The sequence below is a fragment of the Streptomyces sp. NPDC021080 genome (assembly GCF_044333225.1).
In the GTDB taxonomy this organism is placed as follows: Bacteria; Actinomycetota; Actinomycetes; order Streptomycetales; family Streptomycetaceae; genus Streptomyces.
Genome location: NZ_JBIRQM010000003.1, coordinates 702,025 through 722,751, shown reverse-complemented (window position 1 = coordinate 722,751; position 20,727 = coordinate 702,025). Strand labels below are relative to the sequence as shown.

Sequence of the window (20,727 nt, the reverse complement as noted above, 5' to 3'; positions counted from 1 at the left end):
GGTCGGGCGTCTCCCGCGCGCGGGAGACGCCCGACCGGCCTTTTTGCCGACGTGCGTCCGCGGTGCGCTGCGGGGGGCCACCGTACCCGCCGTCCGGCCCCGATGCGGGCCCGGAACCGATTGTCAGTGGGCGACGGTAAGTTCTGTGGTGAGGAAGTCATCGCACATCGAAGGAAGTTGACGTGACCGATATCGCCATGCTGCCCGAGTCCTGGCGCGGCGTCCTGGGTGACGAACTGCAGCAGCCCTACTTCAAGGAACTCACCGAGTTCGTCGAGGAGGAGCGCGCGAAGGGTCCCGTCTACCCGCCGCGGGAGGAGGTCTTCGCCGCGCTCGACGCCACGCCGTACGAGCGGGTGAAGGTGCTGATCCTCGGCCAGGACCCGTACCACGGCGAGGGCCAGGGGCACGGCCTGTGCTTCTCGGTCCGCCCCGGAGTCAAGACCCCGCCGTCGCTGCGCAACATCTACAAGGAGATGAAGGAGGAGCTGGGCACCCCGATCCCGGACAACGGCTATCTGATGCCGTGGGCCGAACAGGGCGTGCTGCTCCTCAACGCGGTGCTGACCGTCCGCTCCGGCGAGGCGAACTCGCACAAGGGCAAGGGCTGGGAGAAGTTCACCGACGCGGTCATCCGCGCGGTGGCGGACCGGCCCGACCCGGCCGTCTTCGTCCTGTGGGGCAACTACGCGCAGAAGAAGCTCCCGCTGATCGACGAGGAGCGGCACGTGGTGGTGAAGGGGGCGCACCCGTCACCGCTGTCCGCGAAGAAGTTCTTCGGCTCGCGTCCCTTCACGCAGATCAACGAGGCCGTGGCCGCCCAGGGCCATGAGGCGATCGACTGGCGCGTCCCCGACCTCGGCTGACCGCCGCGCCGCCGGCCAGGTCCGTCACCGGCCTGGCCCAGCGGTGCCCGGGGGCGCCTGAGCGGGATTGTCACCGGCTGCGGTTAGCGTCGTGAGGGACAGTGACGAGCCTGGAGGACACGGTGGCGGAGCAACAGGAGCAGGCGGCGCCGGACGCCATGATGACCCGGATCGGACAGGCCGTCATGCTGCACCACGCCGGTGACCGTGAGGAGGCCCGGGGCCGCTTTCTCGCTCTGTGGGGAGAGATCGGTGACGGCGGCGACGCCCTGCACCGCTGCACCCTGGCCCACTACATGGCCGACACCCAGGACGACCCGGCGGACGAACTGGCCTGGGACCTGCGGGCCCTGTCGGCGGCAGAGGAACTGACCGACGGCCGCGTCACCGAGCCCCACCGGTCCCTCGCCGTGCGCGCGTTCTATCCCTCGCTGCATCTGAACCTCGCCGCCGACTACGCGAAGCTCGGCCGTTCCGAGGCCGCCCGCACCCATCTGCGCCGGGCCCGGGGTGCGGCCGGTGTCCTCGCGGACGACCGCTACGGCGACGGCGTCCGCGCGGCGATCGGCCGTCTGGAGCTGAGGCTTCAGAGCACCGGCACCTCGGCGGAGGCCGGAGGATCCGACCGTTTCGGCGGGCCCGGGGGCGAGACCCTGGGCCCGCCGAGACAGCGGCCCTGAGCCGGTCCCCCCGCGCATGGGCGCGCCCCTGAGCCCGGTCACGGGGGAGGGTGCGGCGTGACCACGTGTCTCATCCCGCCGGGCACACGCGGCAGCCCCGGGGCGGGCCCGCAAGGCACAGTTCCGGGGCGGCCCGTGGAGTACGTCCCGAGGCGGCCTGCCCGGCAGGTCCCGGGCTCCGGCACCGTCGTGCCAGGTGCGGCACGACGGTGCCGGAGCCCGCGGGCGTGCCGCCGCCGGGCCGGGGCCGCGCACGTCGTCAGTGCCAGTACGCCTTCGTGCAGAGGAGCGACTCCGGGCTGTCCGCTTGCCAGCCCCCGTACTTCTTGCCGAGCGCGCACACGTCCGCACGTTTCGGCATGACAGGGGTGCCGGACGGTACGGCGGTACGGCGCTTGAGGTGCCGCGGCTCGGGACGCGGGGCCGGGTGGGCGGGCCGCGGAGGGGCCACGGGCGCCGCGGCCTGGGGCGGGGGAGCCACCCGGTGCCGGGGTGTCGCGTCGGGCGTCGGCTTGTGCGAGGAGCCGCCGTGCTCCAGCGCCTCCCGCGCGGGTGCCTGCACGGTCTGGGGTCCTCCCTTGCTGTCCGGATGCGGCGCGGTGAGCCCCGACGGGGCGGCGGGAGCGCCGGAAGCGGGCGGCCGTTGGACGGTCACACAGCCGGAGAGGGCGGTGACAGCCACGGCGACCATGAGCGTTGCGGTCGTCGTCGTTCGATGCACCCGCGCAACTCTGCTGGTTCCGGACCGCTTCCGGGGAGCGAAGAAGCGCAGGATGCCCCGCACGGGTGATCCTTCCGCTCCTCCGGCGGTCACGCGCGTCGGCGAGCTGACAGGCCGCCCGGTCGCACACCGGACGGAAAACGGGCCGCCACCCCGGGCGTCCGACTGCCCGCGTGCACCCGGCGCGGCGGCCGTATGCTTCCGACGGAACTCGCGTCGGAGACTGAAGGAGACCCCAGTGAAGGTCGGCTGCATCGGACTCGGCGACATCGCGCAGAAGGCGTATCTGCCGGTGCTGGGCGTGCAGCCCGAGGTGGAACTGCATCTGCAGACGCGGACGCCCGCCACGCTCGACCGGGTCGCCGACAGCCTTCACCTGCCGCGGGACCGACGCCACACCGACCTGGAGTCCCTGCTGGCCCAGGACCTCGACGCCGCGTTCGTGCACGCGCCCACCGTCGCCCACCCGGAGATCGTCACCCGGCTGCTGGAGGCGGGCGTACCGACGTACGTCGACAAGCCGCTCGCCTACGAGCTGGAGGAGTCGGAGCGGCTGGTGCGGCTCGCGGAGGAGCGCGGCGTCAGCCTCGCGGTCGGTTTCAACCGGCGCCACGCACCCGCGTACGCGCAGTGTGCCGAACACCCCCGCGAGCTGATCCTGATGCAGAAGAACCGCACGGGGCTGCCCGAGGAGCCCCGCACCATGGTGCTCGACGACTTCATCCACGTCGTCGACACCCTGCGCTTCCTGGTGCCGGGTCCGGTCGACGACGTGACGGTACGGGCCCGTGCCGAGGACGGGCTGCTGCACCATGTCGTGCTCCAGCTCTCCGGGGACGGATTCACGGCACTCGGGGTGATGAACCGGCTGAGCGGTTCGAGCGAGGAGATCCTGGAGGTCTCGGGCCAGGACACCAAGCGGCAGGTGGTCAATCTCGCCGAGGTGATCGACCACAAGGGTCAGCCGACGGTGCGCCGGCGCGGCGACTGGGTGCCGGTGGCCCGGCAGCGCGGCATCGAGCAGGCGGTCCTTTCGTTCCTCGACGCCGTGCGCACGGGAAAGGTGCTCAGCGCCCGGGACGCGCTGGCGACTCACGAGGTGTGCGAGCGGGTGGTCCTAGCGGTTCAGGAGTGGTCCGCCGCAGTCTGAACGCGCGAGTACCCTCCGTCACGCACAGCGCCGCGAGCACCAGCAGGGCGCCGTGCACCGGCCAGTCGCCGAACCGGACGTAGGGGGTGACACCCCGGGCCAGCGGGACGTCGTAGACCGCCGCGCTGCTCGCGTCCGTGCCGAGCCAGGAGCCGATGCGCTCGCCGCCGGGGCCGTAGACGGCGGAGACGCCGGTGAGGGTCGCGTGCACCATCGAGCGGCCGGTCTCGGCGGCCCGCAGCGCGGCGAGCGAGGCGTGCTGTTCGGGAGCCCAGCTGTGCTGGAACGTCGACGTCGAGGACTGGGCCACCAGCACCTCGGCACCGTCCTGGGCGAGGTGGCGGCTCATGTCCGGGAACGCCGTCTCGAAGCAGATCAAGGGGCCCACGCGCAGCCCGTGCCCGACGTTCATCACCACCTGTTCGGTGCCCCGCCTGCGGTCCTCGCCCGCGGCCTTGCCGACCGAGGTGGCCCAGCCGAGCAGGGAACGCGCGGGCACGTACTCGCCGAACGGGACCAGCCGCATCTTGTCGTAGCGGTCGCCGGTCGGACCGTGCGGCCCCACCAGGACCGAGCTCTTGTAGATGCCGGGCCGGTCGGAGCGGTGCGCGTCGACGTTCACCAGGATGTCGGCGCCGACCTCGTGGGACAGGGTCGCGACGCGGCGTGCCAGATCGGGCCGGTCGGCCAGGTCGAAGCCGACGCTGCTCTCGCCCCAGACGACCAGATCGACGTTCTGGCCCACGAGTTGACGGGTCAGCGTCTCCTCGCGCGCGAAGCGCCTGTCGCCGCTCGTGCTCCCGTCCACGACACCGGGCTGCACGACCGCGATCCGCACCCGGCCGTCGACGTCCGGGCGCGGTGACCACACCCAGGCCGCCGAGGTCGCGGCGGCCGTCGCGACGAGTCCGGCCACCGCGGGCACACGGGACTCACGCACCGAGACCAGCACCGTGACCGCGACGTTGACCGCCACCACCAGGAAACTCAGCAGCCACACCCCGCCGACCGAGGCCAGCCGCAGCGTCGGCTCCACCTGCCACTGGCTCGATCCGAGCAGACCCCAGGGACCGCCCAGGCCCTGCCAGGACCGGGCGAGTTCCACCGCCAGCCACCCCGAGGGCAGGACGAGGAGCGCGGCGCCGATCCGGCCCGGCGAGGGCACTCCGGCCAGGAACCGCCGGACGAGCCAGCCCCAGGGGGCCCACAGGGCGCCGAGCAGCGCCGCTATGACCACCAGGAAGACGTGCAGGCTCGGCAGCAGCCAGTGGTGCACGGCCAGCAGGAACCCGAACCCGCCGAACCAGCCGTCGTACGCGGCACGCCGGCCCGTGGGGGCCGAGCGGGCCAGGAGCATCCAGGGCACCAGAGCCACGTACGCGAACCACCACCAGGACGGGGCGGGGAACGCGAGCATCGGCAGGGCACCCGCCAGAGCGGCGACGATCCCGCGCCGCCAGGGGGAGACCAGCCATGGGCCGAACGCACGGTCGGGCCTGTTCATCCTTCGCCTCCCTGCCCCGTGGTGTCTCCAGTGTGCGCGTCGGCGGCGATCTCCGACAGGGGGCATGGTGATCGGGAAGGGGCGCGCGGACGGAGCGGTACCTCGGGCCGCGGTGGAGGGGTGCCGGTACGGGGTGCGCGGGTGGGACACCCCGGTACGGGGTGCGCGCGTCGGGGGCTCAGGTGCTTGCGGGTGCGTGCCGGGGCTGGGGCATCCGGCGCCATTTCTCCTGGACGACCACCTGGCGCAGCCGCCAGCCGTCCTCGGTCCGCAACAGGCCGAAGACGTATCGGCCGCCGCACACGAGGTCGGGCGCGGTGGAGTCTTCGCCCTGCCCGGCGAATCGCATCGGGTTGATGTAGTCCGCCCGCACCTCGGCCGTGTCGCCGGTGTCCTGGTCCAGGATGCCGAACCGCACTCGCCGGTTGACGATGAGATGCTGGCGCATCGCGAACAGGTCCAGGCTCTGCGCGAGCCACCTGGCGACCTCGGCGGCGTCGCCCTCGATGCCGCCGGCCGAGCGGTAGTCGGCGCGGCCCTTCGGCGTGAACAGCCCCCGGTACGCGTCCCAGTCGCCGTCGTCCACGGCCACCGCGTACCCGGTGACGACCTCGTCCACGGAGAAACGGTCCAGCACGGTCGCGAGCTCCACACGCTGCGTCATCGGCTCAGTGTTGGCCACCCGGCTTGTCACGCCAAGGGTCTGTGCGGGGATATTCGTGTCTGCGATCGTCGGTGCCTCATGATCGACTGCGGACGATCCCGGCCACGGTGATCCCATCGGTGTCGCCCGGGTGTCGTTCCCGTCCCTGTCCAGGAGGCTCATATGGCACGTCCGGTCACGATCGTCACGGGTGGCAGCCGCGGTATCGGCGCCGCGACCTGCATACGGCTCGCGGCGGACGGACACGACGTGGTCGTCGGTTACGTGAGTGACGGGGAGGCCGCCGAGCGGACCGCGAACGCCGTCCGCGGGGCCGGGGCGCGCTGTGTCACCGTACGCGTGGACACCTCCGACGAGGCCGCCGTCGAGCGGCTCTTCGACATGGCCGCGGACCGGCTGGGGCCGGTGACGGGGCTGGTGAACAATGCCGGGGTGACCGGACCGCTCGGGCGGCTCGCGGACGCCGATCCCGCCGACCTGCGGCGCGTGGTCGAGGTCAACCTGCTCGGTACGCTGCTGTGTTCGCGCCGGGCCGCCCGGTCCATGGCTCCCCTGGGGGGCGGTGCCATCGTGAATGTGTCCTCGGCTGCCGCCACGCTCGGCAGTCCCGGCGAATTCGTGCACTACGCGGCGAGCAAGGCGGCCGTGGACGCGCTGACCACGGGCCTCGCCAAGGAACTCGGTCTCGACGGCATCCGGGTCAACGCCGTCGCCCCCGGAATGATCGACACCGAGATGCACGCGACCATGGGCGATCCGGACCGCGCCGAACGGGCCGCCGCGTCGATCCCGCTGCGCCGCGTCGGCGCGGCGGAGGAGATCGCCGCCGCGATCGCGTGGCTGATGTCCCCCGACGCGTCCTACACGACGGGGGCGGTGCTACGGGTGTCCGGCGGGCGCTGAACGGTCGCGTCGTCACGGAGGTCCGGTGGGCGGTGAGCCGTCGCGCCGTCACGAGGAACCGGCGGGGCGGTGAACCGGTGAGCGGGGTCGGCTGCCCGGCGGGCGCTGAACCGGTGCGAGGAGTCGGGTGTCCGGCGGACCGTGAACTCGTGCGGTGCTCGGGATGCCTGCCGGTGGCGAGGCGGTGTGGTGGCTGGGATGCCGACGGGTAGGTGAGCCGGTGCGGTGCTGCGAGGGTCCGGCGTGCCGTGAGCCTGCACGGCGCCACGGGGGCTCGGCGGGCGGTGAGCCCGTGTGTGGCGGAAGCGCGTGCGGTCCTACGCCGCTTCGATGATTTCGCCGCGTATCGCCTCGGCCCATTTCACGATCAACAGCTCGTACTCCGCCCGCTCCTGCGCGGACAGCGAGCCGCCTGTCCGCGTCCACAGGGCGCGGATCTGTTCGTTCAACGCGGCGGCAGACCGCACGGAACCAGGCGGGGTGACATCGGGGGACATGCGCACCAGCCTAGGCGCAAGGACTGACACTGCGCTACCGGGCGGCTACGCAAGTCGTATGTGCTGCGTCACGGTGCTCCCGGGCGGGGCCTCTCCGGTGGCCGAACTCCTCCTCCGGCGGCTGGAGTCGGTCCCGCCGGACCCGTCACCCGGGAGGGGGGAACGGCCGGGAGAACGCGCATGCCCGTCCCCGGTCGCATCCACCCGGGACGGGCGGGTCGACCGGGACGGGCAGGACGCCCAGGGGAGGGCGGGACGGGCAGGGCGGGGCGGGCCGGATCGGCTGGGACGGGCGGGGGCGGTCGGGACGGCGACGGCATTCGAGAGGTCAGCCGTGGGGTCCGCCCGTTTCGGCCCGTTCCGCCCAGACGCGCGCCGCGAGCGCCTCTGCCTCGTCCTGAGGGATGCCCGCCCTCACGAGGATGACCCCGCGGCTGCCATCCGGGAACTTCACACTGCGCGCTTCGGTGCCCAACCTGCCCAGCGCGAGATCTTTCGGCATGCTCCACCTCCAGTCGGAGAGACCACGCTAAGGCGCCGCAACCCGGCCCGCAGAACGGTTCGGCCAGACGGCCCACAGTGCCCACCTGCGAGAACGTCACCCGTCGGGACGGGCGCAGGGCGCAGGATGCGGCTCCGGCCGTTGGCGCGAGCCCCGGGGCACCCCGGGAGACGAATGGCTCAGCCCGACGATTCGGCCGCGTGCGGGCTGAGGACGTCGGCGCCGACCAGGCCGATGATGACGAATCCGAGGGCGATCCGGTACCAGACGAACGGCATGAAGCTCTTGTGGGAGATGAACTTCATGAACCATGCGATCACCGCGTATCCGACCGCGAAGGCGATGATCGTCGCGAAGACGGTGGGACCCCAGGAGACGTGGCCCTCGGCGGCCGCGTCCTTGAGCTCGAAGGTGCCGGAGGCGAGGACGGCCGGCATGGCGAGGAGGAAGGAGTAACGGGCCGCCGCCGCACGGCCGTAGCCCATGAACAGGCCGCCGCTGATGGTCGCGCCGGACCGGGAGACGCCGGGGACCAGGGCCATCGCCTGGCAGATCCCGTACAGCAGGCCGTCCTTGGTGTTCAGGTCCTCGAGCACCTTGCGCTGCTTGGCCGCCCGGTGCCTGCCGCCCGTTTCGTCGCGTGCCGCGAGCCGGTCGGCGATGCCTATGACGACGCCCATCACGATCAGCATGGTGGCGGTGACCCGCAGATCGCGGAACGGCCCCTCGATCTGGTCCTTGAGCGTGATGCCGAGCACCCCGATCGGGATCGAGCCGACGATCACCAGCCACCCCGTCCGGGCGTCGTGGTCGCCGCGCATCGCCTTGTTCGTGAGCGAGCGGAACCACGCCGACAGGATCCTTCCCACGTCCTTGCGGAAGTAGATCAGCACCGCGGCCTCCGTGCCGAGCTGCGTGATCGCGGTGAACGCGGCACCGGGATCGTCCCAGCCGGCGAAGGCCGCGGTCAGCCGCAGATGCGCGCTGGAGGAGACGGGAAGGAATTCGGTCAGCCCCTGGACGAGTCCGAGGACGAGGGATTGAAACCAAGACATGAAGTTACGTGGTCCAAGTGCTGATCGCGGAAGGGGAGATGGGCACGCCGGATCGCGGCAGGTGACGATCACGGGCGCTGAGGGAAGCCTAACCTTCGCCGGCCGCGGCCCGGCCGCGGGGGTTTCGGGAACTTTCCGCGGGAGCCTTCCGCTGTGTCCGGGAAAGCCCCGGCCGGGCGAGGTGCGGGAGGATGCCGCCCCCGGGGGGTCGCCCGTCGGGTCGCCGCCCTCGCCGGCCGCTCGGGCGACCGTCGACACCGCGGGCCTCGCGCCGCCGCGCCAGGCCCGCAGCACCCGCAGTGTCTCCTGGGCCGCTGCCCGCGGCCCGCTGCCGGTGTGCCGGGGCTACTCCGCCACGGGTCCCGTCACCGTCCAGCCCGGGACCTGCGGGTGGGCGGTCAGTGATGCGTGTTCGGCCTGCTCGCCGCATTCCCGGCAGACGACCTGGGGGACCAGCTCGTGGCCGCAGGTGTGCTCCAGCACCATGGGCCGGAAGCCGTTCTCCTGGAGGTGCCGGTCTCCCCAGGACATCAGCATCAGCAGGACGGGGCCGAGTTCGAGGCCCGCCCGCGTGGGCCGGTACTCGTAGCGCTTGGGGCGGTCGCTGTACTCCGCCTTCTCCAGCAGCCCCGCGTCGACGAGGCGCTTGAGCCTGGTCGTCAGGACGTCGCGAGGGGCGCCGGTGTTGCGGGCCAGCTGGTCGAAGCGTGTGGCGCCGAGCGACACCTCGCGCAGGACCAGCAGGGAGTACTTCTCGCCGACGAGAGCGAGCGTCGAGGCGATCGAGCAGGGGCGGGGGTCCTTCATGCCACCAGTCTACGAAGGTGGGTTGGATGTTCCAACTCACTAGGTTACTCTTGGGTCACTTAGTGAGTTTGGAAATCCAACTCACTCCGTTCGGTGACCGGACCTGCCCGGTCACCGGACCTTTCGACCTCGGAGACCTGACAGACCTGAGAGGCATCCCATGCGTGACGCCGTGATCGTCGAAGCTGTACGCACCCCCGTGGGCAAGGGCAAGCCGAACGGTTCGCTCGCCCACGTCCACCCGGTGGAACTCCTCGCCCACACCCTGCGCGCGCTCGTCGAGCGTTCCGGGATCGACCCGGCGCTGATCGACGACGTCATCGGGGGCACCGTCGACCAGGTCGGCGAGCAGGCCATGAACACCACCCGGTACGCCGTGCTCTCCGCGGGATTCCCCGAGACCGTCCCCGCGACCACGGTGGACCGCCAGTGCGGCTCGTCGCAGCAGGCCGTGCACTTCGCCGCGCAGGGTGTCCTCTCGGGGGCGTACGACCTGGTCGTGGCCTGCGGCGTGGAATCGATGAGCCGGGTGCCGATGTGGTCCAACGTGCCGGCGGGCGCGGACCCCTTCGGGCCCGGGGTCGCGGAGCGCTACCCCGAGGGACTGGTGCCCCAGGGCATCAGCGCCGAGCTCATCGCCGCCAAGTGGGGCATCACCCGCGAGCGGATGGATGCCTTCGCGGTCGCCTCGCACCGCAAGGCGGCACAGGCGTGGGACGGCGGTCTGTTCGACGCCGAGGTCGCGCCCCTGGAAGGCCTCACCCGGGACGAGTGCGTCCGCCCCGGCAGCACCCCCGAGATACTCGCCGGCCTGAAGCCCGCGTACTACGACCCGGGCTTCGGCGAACGCTTTCCGCAGATCGAGTGGTCCGTCACCGCCGGGAACGCGAGCCCGGTCAACGACGGCGCGTCCGCCGTGCTCATCACGTCGAGCGAGACCGCCGCCCGCCTCGGCCTGCGGCCCCTCGCCCGGCTGCACAGCTTCGCCGTCACCGGGTCCGACCCGCTGCTGATGCTCACCGGTGTCGTCCCGGCGACCGAGAAGGTGCTGCGCAAGGCCGGTCTCGACCTCGGTGACATCGACCTCTTCGAGGTGAACGAGGCCTTCTCCTCCGTCGTTCTCGCCTGGCAGCAGGAGACGGGAGCGGATCTGTCCAAGGTCAACGTGCACGGCGGCGCCATCGCGATCGGCCACCCGCTCGGCGCGAGCGGTACCCGCCTCACCACGACCCTCGTCCACGCGATGCGCGCCCGGGGTGCCCGCTATGCGCTGCAGACGATGTGCGAGGCGGGCGGACTGGCGAACGCGATGATCCTGGAAGCCGTGCGCCCGTAGCGGCCTCAGCGGCCTCAGCGGCCTCAGCGGCCTCAGCGGCCTCAGCGGCCTTTGTGGCTCAACGGCCTCGCAGGTGGTGGCGCTTGCGCCAGGCCACCACCGTTCCGGCCAGGGCGGGGACCGTGATCAGGGCCATCGCGATCAGGAACGCCGGGGAGGTCGGTGACGACGCGCGGGCGCCGGCGACGGCGTACGCGGCGGTGTTCGGGATCGAGCCGAGTGCCGTCGCGACCAGGAAGGGCAGCCAGCCCATGCGGGAGACGGCCGCGCAGTAGTTCGCGGCCCAGAACGGCACGCCGGGGAACAGCCGGGCCACCATCATCGAGCGGAAGCCGTGCCGGCTGAGCTGGCCGTCCGCCGCCTTCAGCCAGCGGGCGCGCAGCAGCGGCCGCAGCGCGTCCTGCCCGAGGAGCCGGCCGAGCCCGAAGGCGGCACCCGCGCCGAGCACCGTGCCCACCAGCGCCGTTCCCAGACCCAGTTGGGAGCCGAACACGGCGCCGGCCGCCAGATTGAGCAGCGGCCGGGGCACGAAGGCGACCGTGCACAGCCCGTACGCCACGGTGAACACGAGGGCCGCCGCGGCTCCGCCGAGCTGGGGCGGCCAACCGTCGGCGAGCAGCCGCTGCGGGTCGAACAGGAGCACGCTCGACGCCGCCGCCGCGAGCAGCACGACCAGCAGCGAGAGCCGCGACCACGGAGAGAGCAGCGCTCTCACGAAGCGCGAGGACGTGCCGGCGCGCGCGGCCGGGACGCCGGGTACGGCGATCGGGACCGCGGGTGCGGCGACAGCGGTCTCCGGCCCGACGACCAGGTCGGCGGCGACGGCGAACTCCGTGGCGGTGGCCTGGGGAGTGGCCGTGGCGGTGCCCCCAGAGCGGGTGGTGGCATCGAGCATCCGGCGAGACTAACCGACGCGTGTGTGTGAGCGCCGTATGGTTCGTCTCATGGGCGTCACAGCTTCCGGAACGTCGGGTGCGCGTTTCGAGGTGCCGGACAGCGTCCTCGCGGACACGCTCCTGGACCGGCTCACGACCGTCTACCCGGCGGCCGCCGACCCCGGCCGGGCCGCGTCGATGCGCGCGTACATGAAGGACGTCGCCCCCTTCCTCGGGCTGGCGACCCCCGAGCGCCGAGCCCTGTCCCGCACGGTCCTCCTGGACACCGCACGGCCCGACGAGCGGGACTGCGCCGCGCTCGCCCTGCGCTGCTGGCGGCTGCCGGAACGCGAGTACCAGTACTTCGCCGTCGACTATCTGCGCCGCCACGCGGCGCGCCTGTCCTCGGGCTTCCTGCCGGTGGCCCGGCATCTCGTCTCGACCGTGTCCTGGTGGGACACCGTCGACCTGCTCGCCGCGCACGTGGTGGGAGGCCTGGTGGCCGCCGACCCGCGCCTGCGCGCCGACATGGACGCCTGGATCGACGACGACGATCTGTGGATCGCCCGTACGGCGCTGCTCCATCAGCTCCGGTACAAGGAGGCCACCGACACCGGGCGCCTCTTCGCCTACTGCGTGCGGCAGTCGGGCCATCCCGACTTCTTCGTCCGCAAGGCCATCGGATGGTGTCTGCGCGAGTACGCCAAGACCGACCCCCGCGCCGTACGGGATTTCGTGGCCGCGGAGCGGGCGAGGCTCGCGCCGCTGTCCGTGCGCGAGGCGCTCAAGAACATCGGTCCCTGAGACCACGACCGCCCCCCCGGACGATCTGCGGGCACCCGCCCGGCGAACCCCACAGCCCCCGGAACACCACCCGCACCCCACCGGTCCACGGGGTACCGAAAACTATTCGACGCGGGCAGACCCGTCGGAGATGATCTCCTCATGTTCCGGTACGCCTTCCTCCTCGCAGCATCCGCAGTCGCGGATGCGCCGAAGGCTGCCGTCCAGATCATCACGGCAGCCGTCGACGGCGCCCGAAGCTGACCCTTCCCGGATAGTCCGGCGGACCCCGCAGGGGGAGGGTCGGCAACTCCTGGGGGTCCCCGTCCCGGCCGGCACGCGCCGGGGCCATCACTCGGCTCCGCCGACACCGAAGAGGCTTCGAGGAACTGTCATGCCCAAGACCGCATACGTGCGCACCAAGCCGCACCTGAACATCGGCACCATGGGTCACGTCGACCACGGCAAGACCACGCTGACCGCCGCCATCACCAAGGTCCTCGCCGAGCGCGGCTCCGGCACCTTCGTCCCGTTCGACCGGATCGACCGGGCGCCGGAGGAGGCCGCGCGCGGCATCACCATCAACATCGCGCACGTCGAGTACGAGACCGACACCCGGCACTACGCGCACGTGGACATGCCGGGCCACGCCGACTACGTCAAGAACATGGTCACCGGCGCCGCGCAGCTCGACGGGGCGATCCTCGTCGTGTCCGCGCTCGACGGGATCATGCCGCAGACCGCCGAGCACGTGCTGCTCGCCCGGCAGGTGGGGGTCGACCACATCGTCGTCGCCCTCAACAAGGCCGACGCGGGCGACGAGGAGCTCACGGACCTGGTCGAGCTGGAGGTCCGCGAGCTGCTCTCCGCGCAGGGCTACGGGGGCGACTCGGTACCCGTCGTACGGGTGTCCGGCCTCAAGGCGCTCGAGGGGGACCCCCGGTGGACGGCCGCGATCGACGCGCTGCTCGACGCCGTGGACACCTATGTGCCGATGCCCGAGCGCTATCTCGACGCGCCGTTCCTGATGCCGGTCGAGAACGTGCTCACCATCACCGGACGCGGAACGGTCGTCACCGGTGCCGTCGAGCGCGGCACCATCCGCGTCGGCGACCGGGTCGAGGTGCTCGGCGCCGGTGTCGACACGGTGGTCACCGGCCTGGAGACCTTCGGCAAGCCCATGGAGGAGGCGCAGGCCGGCGACAACGTGGCGCTGCTGCTGCGCGGTGTGCCCCGCGACGCCGTCCGCCGCGGACACATCGTCGCCGCGCCCGGCAGTGTCGTACCCAGCAGTCGCTTCACGGCGCGGGTGTACGTCCTGTCGACGCGCGAGGGCGGCCGTACGACAGCGGTCTCCACCGGGTACCGGCCGCAGTTCTACATCCGCACCGCGGACGTGGTCGGCGACGTCGACCTCGGCGAGCTGGCCGTCGCCCGGCCCGGCGACACCGTCGTCATGACGGTCGAGCTCGGCCGCGAGGTGCCGCTGGAGCCCGGCCTCGGCTTCGCGATCCGCGAGGGCGGCCGCACGGTCGGCGCCGGGACGGTGACGACGGTCGGCTGACACCCGGCCGAAGGACCGGGACGCACACCGGCCGGAACCCGGCCGAAAGACGGGGACGCGGGGCCCGCCATGCCATGGCGGGCCCCGTTCCCGTCCCCCTGACGGCCCCGTTCGCGGCGCCGTGGCGGCCCCGTTCGTGACGGTGCGCGTGCCGCACAATGGACCCGTGGACGAGCCGATACCCGTGACGCGGGCCGTGGATCACGGGACCGCCAAGCTGATGCCCGACGTCGACCGCGAGCGGGCGTGGCTGCTCACGGTGGACGGCGCACCCCAGTCGTACGTCGATCTGGACGAACCGACGCACCTGGAGTTCGAGTACACCCGGCGGCTCGGGCACGTGCTGGACACGGTGACGGAACCGGGGCGCGCCCTGGACGTACTGCACCTCGGCGGCGGGGCGCTCACCCTGCCCCGCTACGTCGCGGCCACCCGGCCCGGTTCGCGTCAGGACGTGGTCGAGGCGGACAAGGGCCTGCTGGAAATGATCGTCGAGTGTCTGCCGGTGCCCGACGGTTCGGGCATCGAGCTGCACCGGGCCGACGCCCGTGCCTGGACCGAGGCCGCCGCCCCCGACTCCGCCGACATCCTGATCGCGGACGTCTTCGGCGGCTCGCGGGTACCGGCGCACCTGACTTCCACGGCGTACGCGAGCGCCGCCGAGCGGGTGCTGCGCCCCGACGGCGTCTACCTCGCCAACCTCGCGGACGCGGCGCCCTTCGGCTTTCTGCGCTCCCAACTCGCCACGTTCTCGACGGTGTTCGAGGAGATCGCCCTCATCGCGGAACCCGGCGTGCTGCGCGGCCGGCGCTTCGGCAACGCCGTGCTCGTGGCCTCCCACCAGCCGCTCGACACGGCCGCCCTGGCCCGTCGCACGGCCGCCGACGCCTTTCCGGCGCGGGTCGAACACGGCCCCGTGCTGCGGGACTTCATCGGCGGGGCCGCTCCGGTGCGCGACGAGGACGCGGTTGCCTCACCCGAGCCGCCGGGCGGTTCCTTCGGCATCGGCTGACGCGTGCTCCGCGCCGGACACCGGGGTGCCGCGTGCCCCGGAGCGGGCCGCCGGGCCGGAGCACGGACATCGGGACACGCCGGAGCGCCGCTGTCCCGCACCCGGTGAACTCCGGGCCGGGACAGCGGCGTTGGGGTCCTGCTACTTGGTGAGGGGCGCCAGCTGCGGGTCGTTGGCGTAGGCCTCGGCCGCGTTCTCCTTGGTCACGATGACCGGCGGGAGGAGGTACGACGGCACGATCTTGGAGCCGTTGTCGTACGACTTCGTGTCGTTGATCTGCGGCTTGTCGCCCTTCTGCAGGGACTGGACCATCTTGATGGTCTCGGCGACGAGCTTGCGGGTGTCCTTGTTGATGGTCGAGTACTGCTCACCGGCCATGATGGACTTCACCGACTCGACCTCGGAGTCCTGGCCGGTGACGACCGGGACCGGCTTGCCGGCGCCCTTGACCGAGGTGATGATCGCGCGGGCGAGGGTGTCGTTCGGCGACAGGACGCCGTCGAGCTTCTTCTTGCCGTTGTACGTCGAGGTCAGCAGGCTGTCCATGCGCGACTGGGCGTTCTCCGCCTTCCAGCCCTGGATCGCGGTCTGCTTGATGGCCGTCTGGCCCGACCCGACAACGATGTCGCCCTTGTCGATGAGGGGCTTCAGCACGCTCATCGCGCCGTCGAAGAACACCTTGGAGTTGTTGTCGTCCGGGGAGCCGGAGAACAGCTCGATCGTCCAGGGGCCCTTCGGCTTCTTCGCCTTCATGCCGTTGATCAGGGCCTGCCCCTGGAGCTGGCCGACCTTGTAGTTGTCGAACGCGATGTAGTAGTCGACGTCCTTCGTGTTGGTGATGAGGCGGTCGTAGGCGATGACCTTGGCGCCCGCCTGCTTGGCCGCGGCCACCTGGGTGGCGAGCTGCGAGGCGTCGGTCGCGCCGATCACGATGACCTTGGCGCCCTTGGTGACCATGGAGGAGATCTGCGCCTGCTGGTCGGCGACCGTGGTCGAGGCGCCCGCGTACTGAACGTCGGCCTTGAAACCGGCGCTCTTGAGCCCGTTGGTGAACAGGTCGCCCGCGAGCACCCAGTTCTCCGAGGTCTTCGCGGGAAGCGCGACGCCGACGAGGGAGTTCTTCGCGAATCCCTTGGCGTCGCCGCTGCCGGAGGTGGAGCCCTCGCGGTGGTTGGAGCACGCCGTGCCCAGGCCGAGCAGTGCGACGGCGCCGACGGCGGCGATCCCTCTGATGATGCCTCTGCGCATGGTGGGGTGAGCCTTTCTTACGGTGGTACGGGGTGAGTGGGACGCCGTGGAGGACGGCGCGCTGGGTGACGACTCGGCGCTCAGCTCGTGACCTGTGCCTTGTCGGAATCGGCGGACTGCCCGGACGGTTGGGCCGGGATCGTCGCCTCGTCGCGTTGGAAGGGGCGCGTCAGTGCCCCGATGATCGAGAAGCGCCCCTGCTTCTTGCTGTAGACGTCGAACGCGACGGCGAGCAGCAGGACCAGGCCCTTGATGATCTGGACCATGTCGGAGCCGACGCCCTCGAGCTGGAGTCCGTTGTTGAGCAGGGCCATGACGAGACCACCGACGATGGAGCCGCTGATGGTTCCGAGGCCGCCGGAGACCGCCGCACCGCCGATGAAGACGGCCGCGATGGCGTCGAGCTCCCAGCTCAGTCCGTCCTGCGGGCCGGAGGCGGCGGAGCGGGCCACGAAGATCATGCCCGCCAGTGCGGCGAGGACGGACATGTTCATCATGACGAAGAAGTTGACCTGCTTGAGCTTCACACCGGACAGCTCGGCCGCGCGGGAGTTGCCGCCGACGGCGTAGATGTGCCGGCCGCCGATGGTGTTGCGCGTGTAGTACGAGTAGGCGAGCACCAGGACGATGAGGATGATGCCGGAGATGGGCACGCTGGTCCCGATCCGGCCGCCGGCGAAGCGCAGCGTCGCGAAGACGATGACGCCCAGCATGACGGCCAGCCGGATCCCGGCCACCCACAGCGGAGCGGCGTCGGCGTTCATCTCCCGCCGGGTCCGGCGTGACGTCCACTCCCGCCACGCCACGCCCAGGCAGGCGGCCAGGCCCAGCAGCAGGGTCAGGTTGTTGTACCCGGTGTCGGGGCCGACCTCCGGCAGGAATCCGGCGCCGATGTCGCGGAAGCCCGTGGGCACCGGCACCGTGTCGGCGTTGCCGATGTACTGGTTGCCGCCGCGGAACAGCAGCATGCCGGCCAGGGTGACGATGAACGCCGGCACCCCCACGTAGGCGACCCAGAAGCCCTGCCAGGCGCCGATCGCCGCGCCGACCAGGAGGCCGAGCACGATGCCCAGGGGCCACGGGAGCGAGTACTCCTGCATCACCTTGGCGACCACGATGCCGGTGAACGCCGCGACCGAACCCACCGAGAGGTCGATGTGGCCGGCGACGATCACCATCAGCATGCCGATCGCGAGGATCAGGATGTAGGAGTACTGGCTGACCACGGCGATCAGGTTGCCGGAGGTCAGGGTCAGCCCTCCGGTCCAGATCTGGAACAGCACGACGATCGCCACGAGCGTGGAGATCATGCCGAACTGGCGGGCGTTGGAAGTGGTACCTCCGAAGAGGTTCTTCTGAAGTTCTGTGATGCGGCTCATGTGGTCGCTGTCTTCGTGAGAGAGGTCATCTTCTTCATCAGGAGTTCCGGGTTCGCGTCCCGCCGGGTCACCTCACCGGTGATGGCGCCTTCGAACACCGTGTAGATGCGGTCGCACAGTCCGATGAGCTCGGGCAGCTCCGAGGAGATGACGATGACGCCCTTGCCCTGGCCGACGAGCCGCTGGATGATCCCGTAGATCTCGTACTTGGCGCCCACGTCGATACCGCGGGTCGGCTCGTCGAGGATCAGCAGGTCGGGATCGGTGAACATCCACTTCGCGAGGACCACCTTCTGCTGGTTGCCGCCGGAGAGCTTCACCACGCCCTCGTCGACACTCGGCGTCTTGATCCGCAGACTCTGGCGGTACTCATCGGCGACGCGGTGCTCGCGCACCGGATCGACGACCCGGCGCCGGGCGATCTTCGACAGCTTGGCGGCCACCATCGAGGTCTTGATGTCGTCCAGCAGGTTGAGGCCGATGGACTTGCGGTCCTCGCTGACATAGGCGAGTCCGTGCTTGATGGCGTCCGCCACCGACTTCAGCCGGATCTCGCTGCCGTCCTTGAAGACCCGGCCGGAGACGTAGTGGCCGTACGAGCGGCCGAACAGGCTCATGGCGAGCTCGGTGCGCCCGGCACCCATGAGTCCGGCGAAGCCGACGATCTCACCGCGCCGGACCGTGAAGGCGGAGCCCTTGCAGACGAGCCGGTCCTCCGCGCTCGGATGCCGCACCGTCCAGTCGCGGACCTCGAAGAACACCTCGCCGATGTCGGGCGTGTGGTCGGGGAAGCGGCTGTTGAGCTCCCGGCCGACCATGCCCCGCACGATGCGGTCCTCGTTGACCCCGTCGGCCTTGACGTCGAGGCTCTCGATCGTCCGGCCGTCACGCAGGATCGTGATGGTGTCGGCGACCGCCTCGATCTCGTTGAGCTTGTGCGAGATCATGATCGAGGTGATCCCCCGCTCCCGGAAGCCGCGCAGCAGATCCAGCAGATGCTGCGAGTCGGCCTCGTTCAGAGCGGCGGTCGGCTCGTCGAGGATGAGCAGCTTCACGTCCTTGGCGAACGCCTTGGCTATCTCGACGAGTTGCTGCTTGCCGACGCCGATGTCCTTGATCAGGGTGTCCGGGTCCTCCCGGAGCCCGACCTGTTCCATCAGTTCCACGGCCCGCCGTTGTGCGGTCTTCCAGTCGATCGCACCGCGTCTGCGCGGCTCGTTGCCGAGAAAGAGGTTCTCGGTGATCGACATGCCCGGGACCAGCGCCAGTTCCTGGTGGATGATCACGATGCCGGCCTGCTCGCTGGCCCGGATGTCGTGGAACTGGACCCTCTCGCCGCGGTAGACGATGTCGCCCGTGTAACTGCCGTGCGGGTGCACCCCGCTCAGCACCTTCATGAGCGTGGACTTGCCGGCGCCGTTCTCGCCGCAGATCGCGTGGATCTCGCCCTCGTTCACCACCAGGCTGACGTCCTCGAGCGCCTTCACGCCCGGGAACGTCTTGGTGATCGATCGCATCTCCAGCAAGACCGGGGGCCCGCTCATGAGCGGAACCCCACGCTGCGGAAGCCGCGCTCGGCGCGCGAGTCCGAGCGTTGCGGGATGCGAATGTTCGTGGACATCAACTTGCCTCCGATGGCACTGCCTGGTGCCTCCAGTTCCTGCGTGTTTCGTCTGCGGGACCGGACTTTAAATCCATTTGTTTTACTAAGTCAACGCCCCGGCGGCGGTATTGTCAGTGAGCTGGCACAAGAGAGGACGATTCGTGCGGCAAGCAGGAACAAATCTCCCCAAGGTCGGGCGATACAACCGGGCGGTGGTCCTCGACCAGATCCAACTCACGGACGGCATCAGCCGGGTCGAGATCGCTCAGCGGACCGGCCTCACCCCGCAGACGGTCTCCGGCATCGTGCGCCGGCTGCTGGACGAGGGGATCGTCCGCGAGGACGGCGCCAGCCGGGTCGCCAGCGGAGGCAAACCCCGCACCACCCTGCGGATCAACGCCGACGCGGGCAGTGCCGTCGGACTCGTCTTCGACCCGGTCGAACTCACCTGTGCCGTGGTCGACCTGCTGGGCCGGCCGCTGGTCGTCATCCGGCGGCCCACCCCTCCCGGCACCGATCCCTCGCACGTCGTGTCCGCCATGGCCGACCTGGTCGCCGAGGTGCTCGACGAGGCGAAGACGCCGCGGGAGAAGGTGCTGGGGCTGGGCCTCGCGACGCCGGGACCGATCGACCAGGAAATCGGGGTGATCGTCGCTCCGCCGCAGCTCGCGCACTGGACGCGCGTGCCCCTGCAGAGCATGCTCGGCGACGCCACCCGGCTGCCGGTGACCCTGGACAACGACGCCACCGCCGCCGCCATCGGAGAACGCTGGTCCGGTGTGGGCAAAGGCGTCGCCAACTTCGCCTACCTGTACCTCGGCACGGGCATCGGCGGGGGTCTGATCCTCAATCACCAGGTGTACAGGGGAGGCTCGTTCAACGCCGGCGAGTTCGGCCACTCCTCGGTGCTGCCCGACGGACCCGAGTGCTACTGCGGCAACCGGGGCTGTCTGGAGGGACTGGTCAACCCGTCCGCCATCGTCTCCGAGACGCACCGGCGGCTCGCGGCCGGCCCCGGCCGCGACAGCGCGTTGTCACCGTCGTTCGAGAGGGATCCCGCCTCCGTCGACCATGCCGCGATCCGGCTCGCGGCAGGAGCCGGTGACCCCGTCGCGGCGGCCGTCATCGACCAGGCCGCGGAGCATGTCGCCTCGCTCGCGGTCAGCATCGCCAACTTCATCGACGTGGACCTCATCATCCTGGGCGGTCACGGCCTCCAGCACGTGGAGTCGCGGTACGTCGACATCGTCGCCTCGGCGCTGGCCACCAGGCCGCTGGCCCGTCACATCCGTACGGTGCAGGTCGCCGCGTCCCCGCTGGGCGCGGACGCCGCCGTGGTGGGCAGTGCCGCGCTGGTGCTGCACGCGACGTACTCCCCGCAGTTGTCCTCACTGCTGTCCGACTGAACCGGCGGGAGAGCGTACCCGGCCCGGAGAGGCGCTCGCGCCGGGCCGGGCGGTCGGGGCGCCGGGCCGGGAAAGCGGCCGAAGGCCCGCGGCGACTTTCCCCTGCGCCCGCCCGTCGCTGTCGCTGTCGCTGTCGTCCCGGCGGCGAGGTGTGCCCCGCGCGCGTCGAACA

The 20,727-nt window shown here is 71.1% G+C and carries 20 protein-coding genes; 9 read left to right on the top strand and 11 right to left on the bottom strand.

Translation table 11 applies throughout. The features are described from left to right. The first annotated feature begins 182 nt into the window (after window positions 1-182). Together ACH4S8_RS10560 and ACH4S8_RS10555 are read left to right on the top strand one after the other, a co-directional pair. The gene (locus ACH4S8_RS10560; protein WP_398392313.1) at window positions 183-866 is read left to right on the top strand and encodes a uracil-DNA glycosylase; all 684 of its coding nucleotides are present in this window, start codon (window positions 183-185) and stop codon (window positions 864-866) included. A 122-nt stretch (window positions 867-988) separates the two neighbouring features. Then, window positions 989-1,546 carry a hypothetical protein gene (locus ACH4S8_RS10555; RefSeq protein WP_398392312.1) on the top strand — a complete coding sequence of 186 codons (558 nt, stop codon included), beginning with the start codon at window positions 989-991 and terminating at the stop codon, window positions 1,544-1,546. Between the two features lie 259 nt (window positions 1,547-1,805). Here the strand turns inward: ACH4S8_RS10555 and ACH4S8_RS10550 are convergent, their stop codons facing one another. Continuing rightward, a complete protein-coding gene (locus ACH4S8_RS10550; protein WP_398392311.1) occupies window positions 1,806-2,267 on the bottom strand; it encodes a hypothetical protein in 462 nt (153 codons plus the stop codon). A 238-nt stretch (window positions 2,268-2,505) separates the two neighbouring features. Between ACH4S8_RS10550 and ACH4S8_RS10545 the strand changes: the two genes are divergently transcribed. Then, entirely contained in the window at window positions 2,506-3,417 is a 912-nt protein-coding gene (locus ACH4S8_RS10545; protein WP_398392310.1) for a Gfo/Idh/MocA family protein, read from the top strand. Here the strand turns inward: ACH4S8_RS10545 and lnt are convergent. Together lnt and ACH4S8_RS10535 are read right to left on the bottom strand one after the other, a co-directional pair. Continuing rightward, window positions 3,335-4,921, bottom strand: a complete 1,587-nt coding sequence (gene lnt, locus ACH4S8_RS10540) for an apolipoprotein N-acyltransferase (RefSeq protein ID WP_398392309.1) — start codon at window positions 4,919-4,921, stop codon at window positions 3,335-3,337. The two genes, ACH4S8_RS10545 and lnt, sit on opposite strands and share 83 nt — an antisense overlap. Before the next feature lie 178 nt (window positions 4,922-5,099). Beyond that, entirely contained in the window at window positions 5,100-5,585 is a 486-nt protein-coding gene (locus tag ACH4S8_RS10535) for a nuclear transport factor 2 family protein (RefSeq protein ID WP_398392308.1), read from the bottom strand. Window positions 5,586-5,747: 162 nt separating this feature from the next. Here ACH4S8_RS10535 and ACH4S8_RS10530 point away from each other — a divergent pair, with 162 nt between their 5' ends. Then, window positions 5,748-6,488 carry an SDR family NAD(P)-dependent oxidoreductase gene (locus ACH4S8_RS10530; protein WP_398392307.1) on the top strand — a complete coding sequence of 247 codons (741 nt, stop codon included), beginning with the start codon at window positions 5,748-5,750 and terminating at the stop codon, window positions 6,486-6,488. 317 nt (window positions 6,489-6,805) lie between these two features. On the opposite strand, the gene ACH4S8_RS10525 is transcribed toward ACH4S8_RS10530, so the two are convergent. The 4 genes from ACH4S8_RS10525 to ACH4S8_RS10510 form a co-directional block, all read right to left on the bottom strand. Beyond that, the gene (locus ACH4S8_RS10525; RefSeq protein WP_151470596.1) at window positions 6,806-6,985 is read right to left on the bottom strand and encodes a hypothetical protein; all 180 of its coding nucleotides are present in this window, start codon (window positions 6,983-6,985) and stop codon (window positions 6,806-6,808) included. A 328-nt stretch (window positions 6,986-7,313) separates the two neighbouring features. Further along, window positions 7,314-7,487, bottom strand: coding sequence for a hypothetical protein (locus ACH4S8_RS10520; protein ID WP_398392306.1), 174 nt, complete (start codon window positions 7,485-7,487; stop codon window positions 7,314-7,316). 179 nt (window positions 7,488-7,666) lie between these two features. Continuing rightward, a complete protein-coding gene (locus ACH4S8_RS10515) occupies window positions 7,667-8,542 on the bottom strand; it encodes an undecaprenyl-diphosphate phosphatase (RefSeq protein WP_398392305.1) in 876 nt (291 codons plus the stop codon). A 345-nt stretch (window positions 8,543-8,887) separates the two neighbouring features. After that, on the bottom strand, window positions 8,888-9,349 hold the full coding sequence (locus tag ACH4S8_RS10510) for a winged helix-turn-helix transcriptional regulator (RefSeq protein WP_398392304.1): 462 nt from the start codon (window positions 9,347-9,349) through the stop codon (window positions 8,888-8,890). 160 nt (window positions 9,350-9,509) lie between these two features. On the opposite strand from ACH4S8_RS10510, the gene ACH4S8_RS10505 reads away from it, so the two are divergent. Then, window positions 9,510-10,685 carry a thiolase family protein gene (locus ACH4S8_RS10505; protein ID WP_398392303.1) on the top strand — a complete coding sequence of 392 codons (1,176 nt, stop codon included), beginning with the start codon at window positions 9,510-9,512 and terminating at the stop codon, window positions 10,683-10,685. Window positions 10,686-10,743: 58 nt separating this feature from the next. Here the strand turns inward: ACH4S8_RS10505 and ACH4S8_RS10500 are convergent, their stop codons facing one another. Beyond that, complete coding sequence (locus ACH4S8_RS10500; RefSeq protein ID WP_398392302.1) at window positions 10,744-11,580, bottom strand: TVP38/TMEM64 family protein; 837 nt, start codon at window positions 11,578-11,580, stop codon at window positions 10,744-10,746. A 49-nt stretch (window positions 11,581-11,629) separates the two neighbouring features. On the opposite strand from ACH4S8_RS10500, the gene ACH4S8_RS10495 reads away from it, so the two are divergent. The 3 genes from ACH4S8_RS10495 to ACH4S8_RS10485 all read left to right on the top strand — a co-directional run bounded on the left by ACH4S8_RS10495 (window position 11,630) and on the right by ACH4S8_RS10485 (window position 14,919). Then, on the top strand, window positions 11,630-12,364 hold the full coding sequence (locus tag ACH4S8_RS10495) for a DNA alkylation repair protein (protein ID WP_398392301.1): 735 nt from the start codon (window positions 11,630-11,632) through the stop codon (window positions 12,362-12,364). A 373-nt stretch (window positions 12,365-12,737) separates the two neighbouring features. Continuing rightward, entirely contained in the window at window positions 12,738-13,907 is a 1,170-nt protein-coding gene (gene tuf, locus ACH4S8_RS10490) for an elongation factor Tu (protein WP_398392300.1), read from the top strand. 166 nt (window positions 13,908-14,073) lie between these two features. Next, window positions 14,074-14,919, top strand: coding sequence for a spermidine synthase (locus tag ACH4S8_RS10485; RefSeq protein ID WP_398392299.1), 846 nt, complete (start codon window positions 14,074-14,076; stop codon window positions 14,917-14,919). Between the two features lie 141 nt (window positions 14,920-15,060). Here ACH4S8_RS10485 and ACH4S8_RS10480 read toward each other — a convergent pair whose 3' ends face one another. The 3 genes from ACH4S8_RS10480 to mmsA all read right to left on the bottom strand — a co-directional run bounded on the left by ACH4S8_RS10480 (window position 15,061) and on the right by mmsA (window position 19,090). Beyond that, on the bottom strand, window positions 15,061-16,167 hold the full coding sequence (locus ACH4S8_RS10480) for a substrate-binding domain-containing protein (protein WP_398392298.1): 1,107 nt from the start codon (window positions 16,165-16,167) through the stop codon (window positions 15,061-15,063). Window positions 16,168-16,247: 80 nt separating this feature from the next. Further along, a complete protein-coding gene (gene mmsB / locus ACH4S8_RS10475) occupies window positions 16,248-17,546 on the bottom strand; it encodes a multiple monosaccharide ABC transporter permease (RefSeq protein ID WP_398392297.1) in 1,299 nt (432 codons plus the stop codon). Next, on the bottom strand, window positions 17,543-19,090 hold the full coding sequence (mmsA, locus tag ACH4S8_RS10470; RefSeq protein ID WP_398392296.1) for a multiple monosaccharide ABC transporter ATP-binding protein: 1,548 nt from the start codon (window positions 19,088-19,090) through the stop codon (window positions 17,543-17,545). The genes mmsB and mmsA overlap by 4 nt, the downstream gene beginning before the upstream one ends. Window positions 19,091-19,310: 220 nt before the next feature. On the opposite strand from mmsA, the gene ACH4S8_RS10465 reads away from it, so the two are divergent. Then, window positions 19,311-20,555, top strand: coding sequence for an ROK family transcriptional regulator (locus tag ACH4S8_RS10465; protein WP_398392295.1), 1,245 nt, complete (start codon window positions 19,311-19,313; stop codon window positions 20,553-20,555). Window positions 20,556-20,727 lie beyond the last annotated feature (172 nt).

Bases quoted from the DNA above. Each gene is read 5' to 3' on its own strand.
- lnt (WP_398392309.1), bottom strand. From the start codon at position 4,921: ATGAACAGGCCCGACCGTGCGTTCGGCCCATGGCTGGTCTCCCCCTGG.
- ACH4S8_RS10535 (WP_398392308.1), bottom strand. From the start codon at position 5,585: ATGACGCAGCGTGTGGAGCTCGCGACCGTGCTGGACCGTTTCTCCGTG.
- ACH4S8_RS10530 (WP_398392307.1), top strand. From the start codon at position 5,748: ATGGCACGTCCGGTCACGATCGTCACGGGTGGCAGCCGCGGTATCGGC.
- ACH4S8_RS10525 (WP_151470596.1), bottom strand. From the start codon at position 6,985: ATGTCCCCCGATGTCACCCCGCCTGGTTCCGTGCGGTCTGCCGCCGCG.
- ACH4S8_RS10520 (WP_398392306.1), bottom strand. From the start codon at position 7,487: ATGCCGAAAGATCTCGCGCTGGGCAGGTTGGGCACCGAAGCGCGCAGT.
- ACH4S8_RS10515 (WP_398392305.1), bottom strand. From the start codon at position 8,542: ATGTCTTGGTTTCAATCCCTCGTCCTCGGACTCGTCCAGGGGCTGACC.
- ACH4S8_RS10510 (WP_398392304.1), bottom strand. From the start codon at position 9,349: ATGAAGGACCCCCGCCCCTGCTCGATCGCCTCGACGCTCGCTCTCGTC.
- ACH4S8_RS10505 (WP_398392303.1), top strand. From the start codon at position 9,510: ATGCGTGACGCCGTGATCGTCGAAGCTGTACGCACCCCCGTGGGCAAG.
- ACH4S8_RS10500 (WP_398392302.1), bottom strand. From the start codon at position 11,580: ATGCTCGATGCCACCACCCGCTCTGGGGGCACCGCCACGGCCACTCCC.
- ACH4S8_RS10495 (WP_398392301.1), top strand. From the start codon at position 11,630: ATGGGCGTCACAGCTTCCGGAACGTCGGGTGCGCGTTTCGAGGTGCCG.
- tuf (WP_398392300.1), top strand. From the start codon at position 12,738: ATGCCCAAGACCGCATACGTGCGCACCAAGCCGCACCTGAACATCGGC.
- ACH4S8_RS10480 (WP_398392298.1), bottom strand. From the start codon at position 16,167: ATGCGCAGAGGCATCATCAGAGGGATCGCCGCCGTCGGCGCCGTCGCA.
- mmsB (WP_398392297.1), bottom strand. From the start codon at position 17,546: ATGAGCCGCATCACAGAACTTCAGAAGAACCTCTTCGGAGGTACCACT.
- mmsA (WP_398392296.1), bottom strand. From the start codon at position 19,090: ATGAGCGGGCCCCCGGTCTTGCTGGAGATGCGATCGATCACCAAGACG.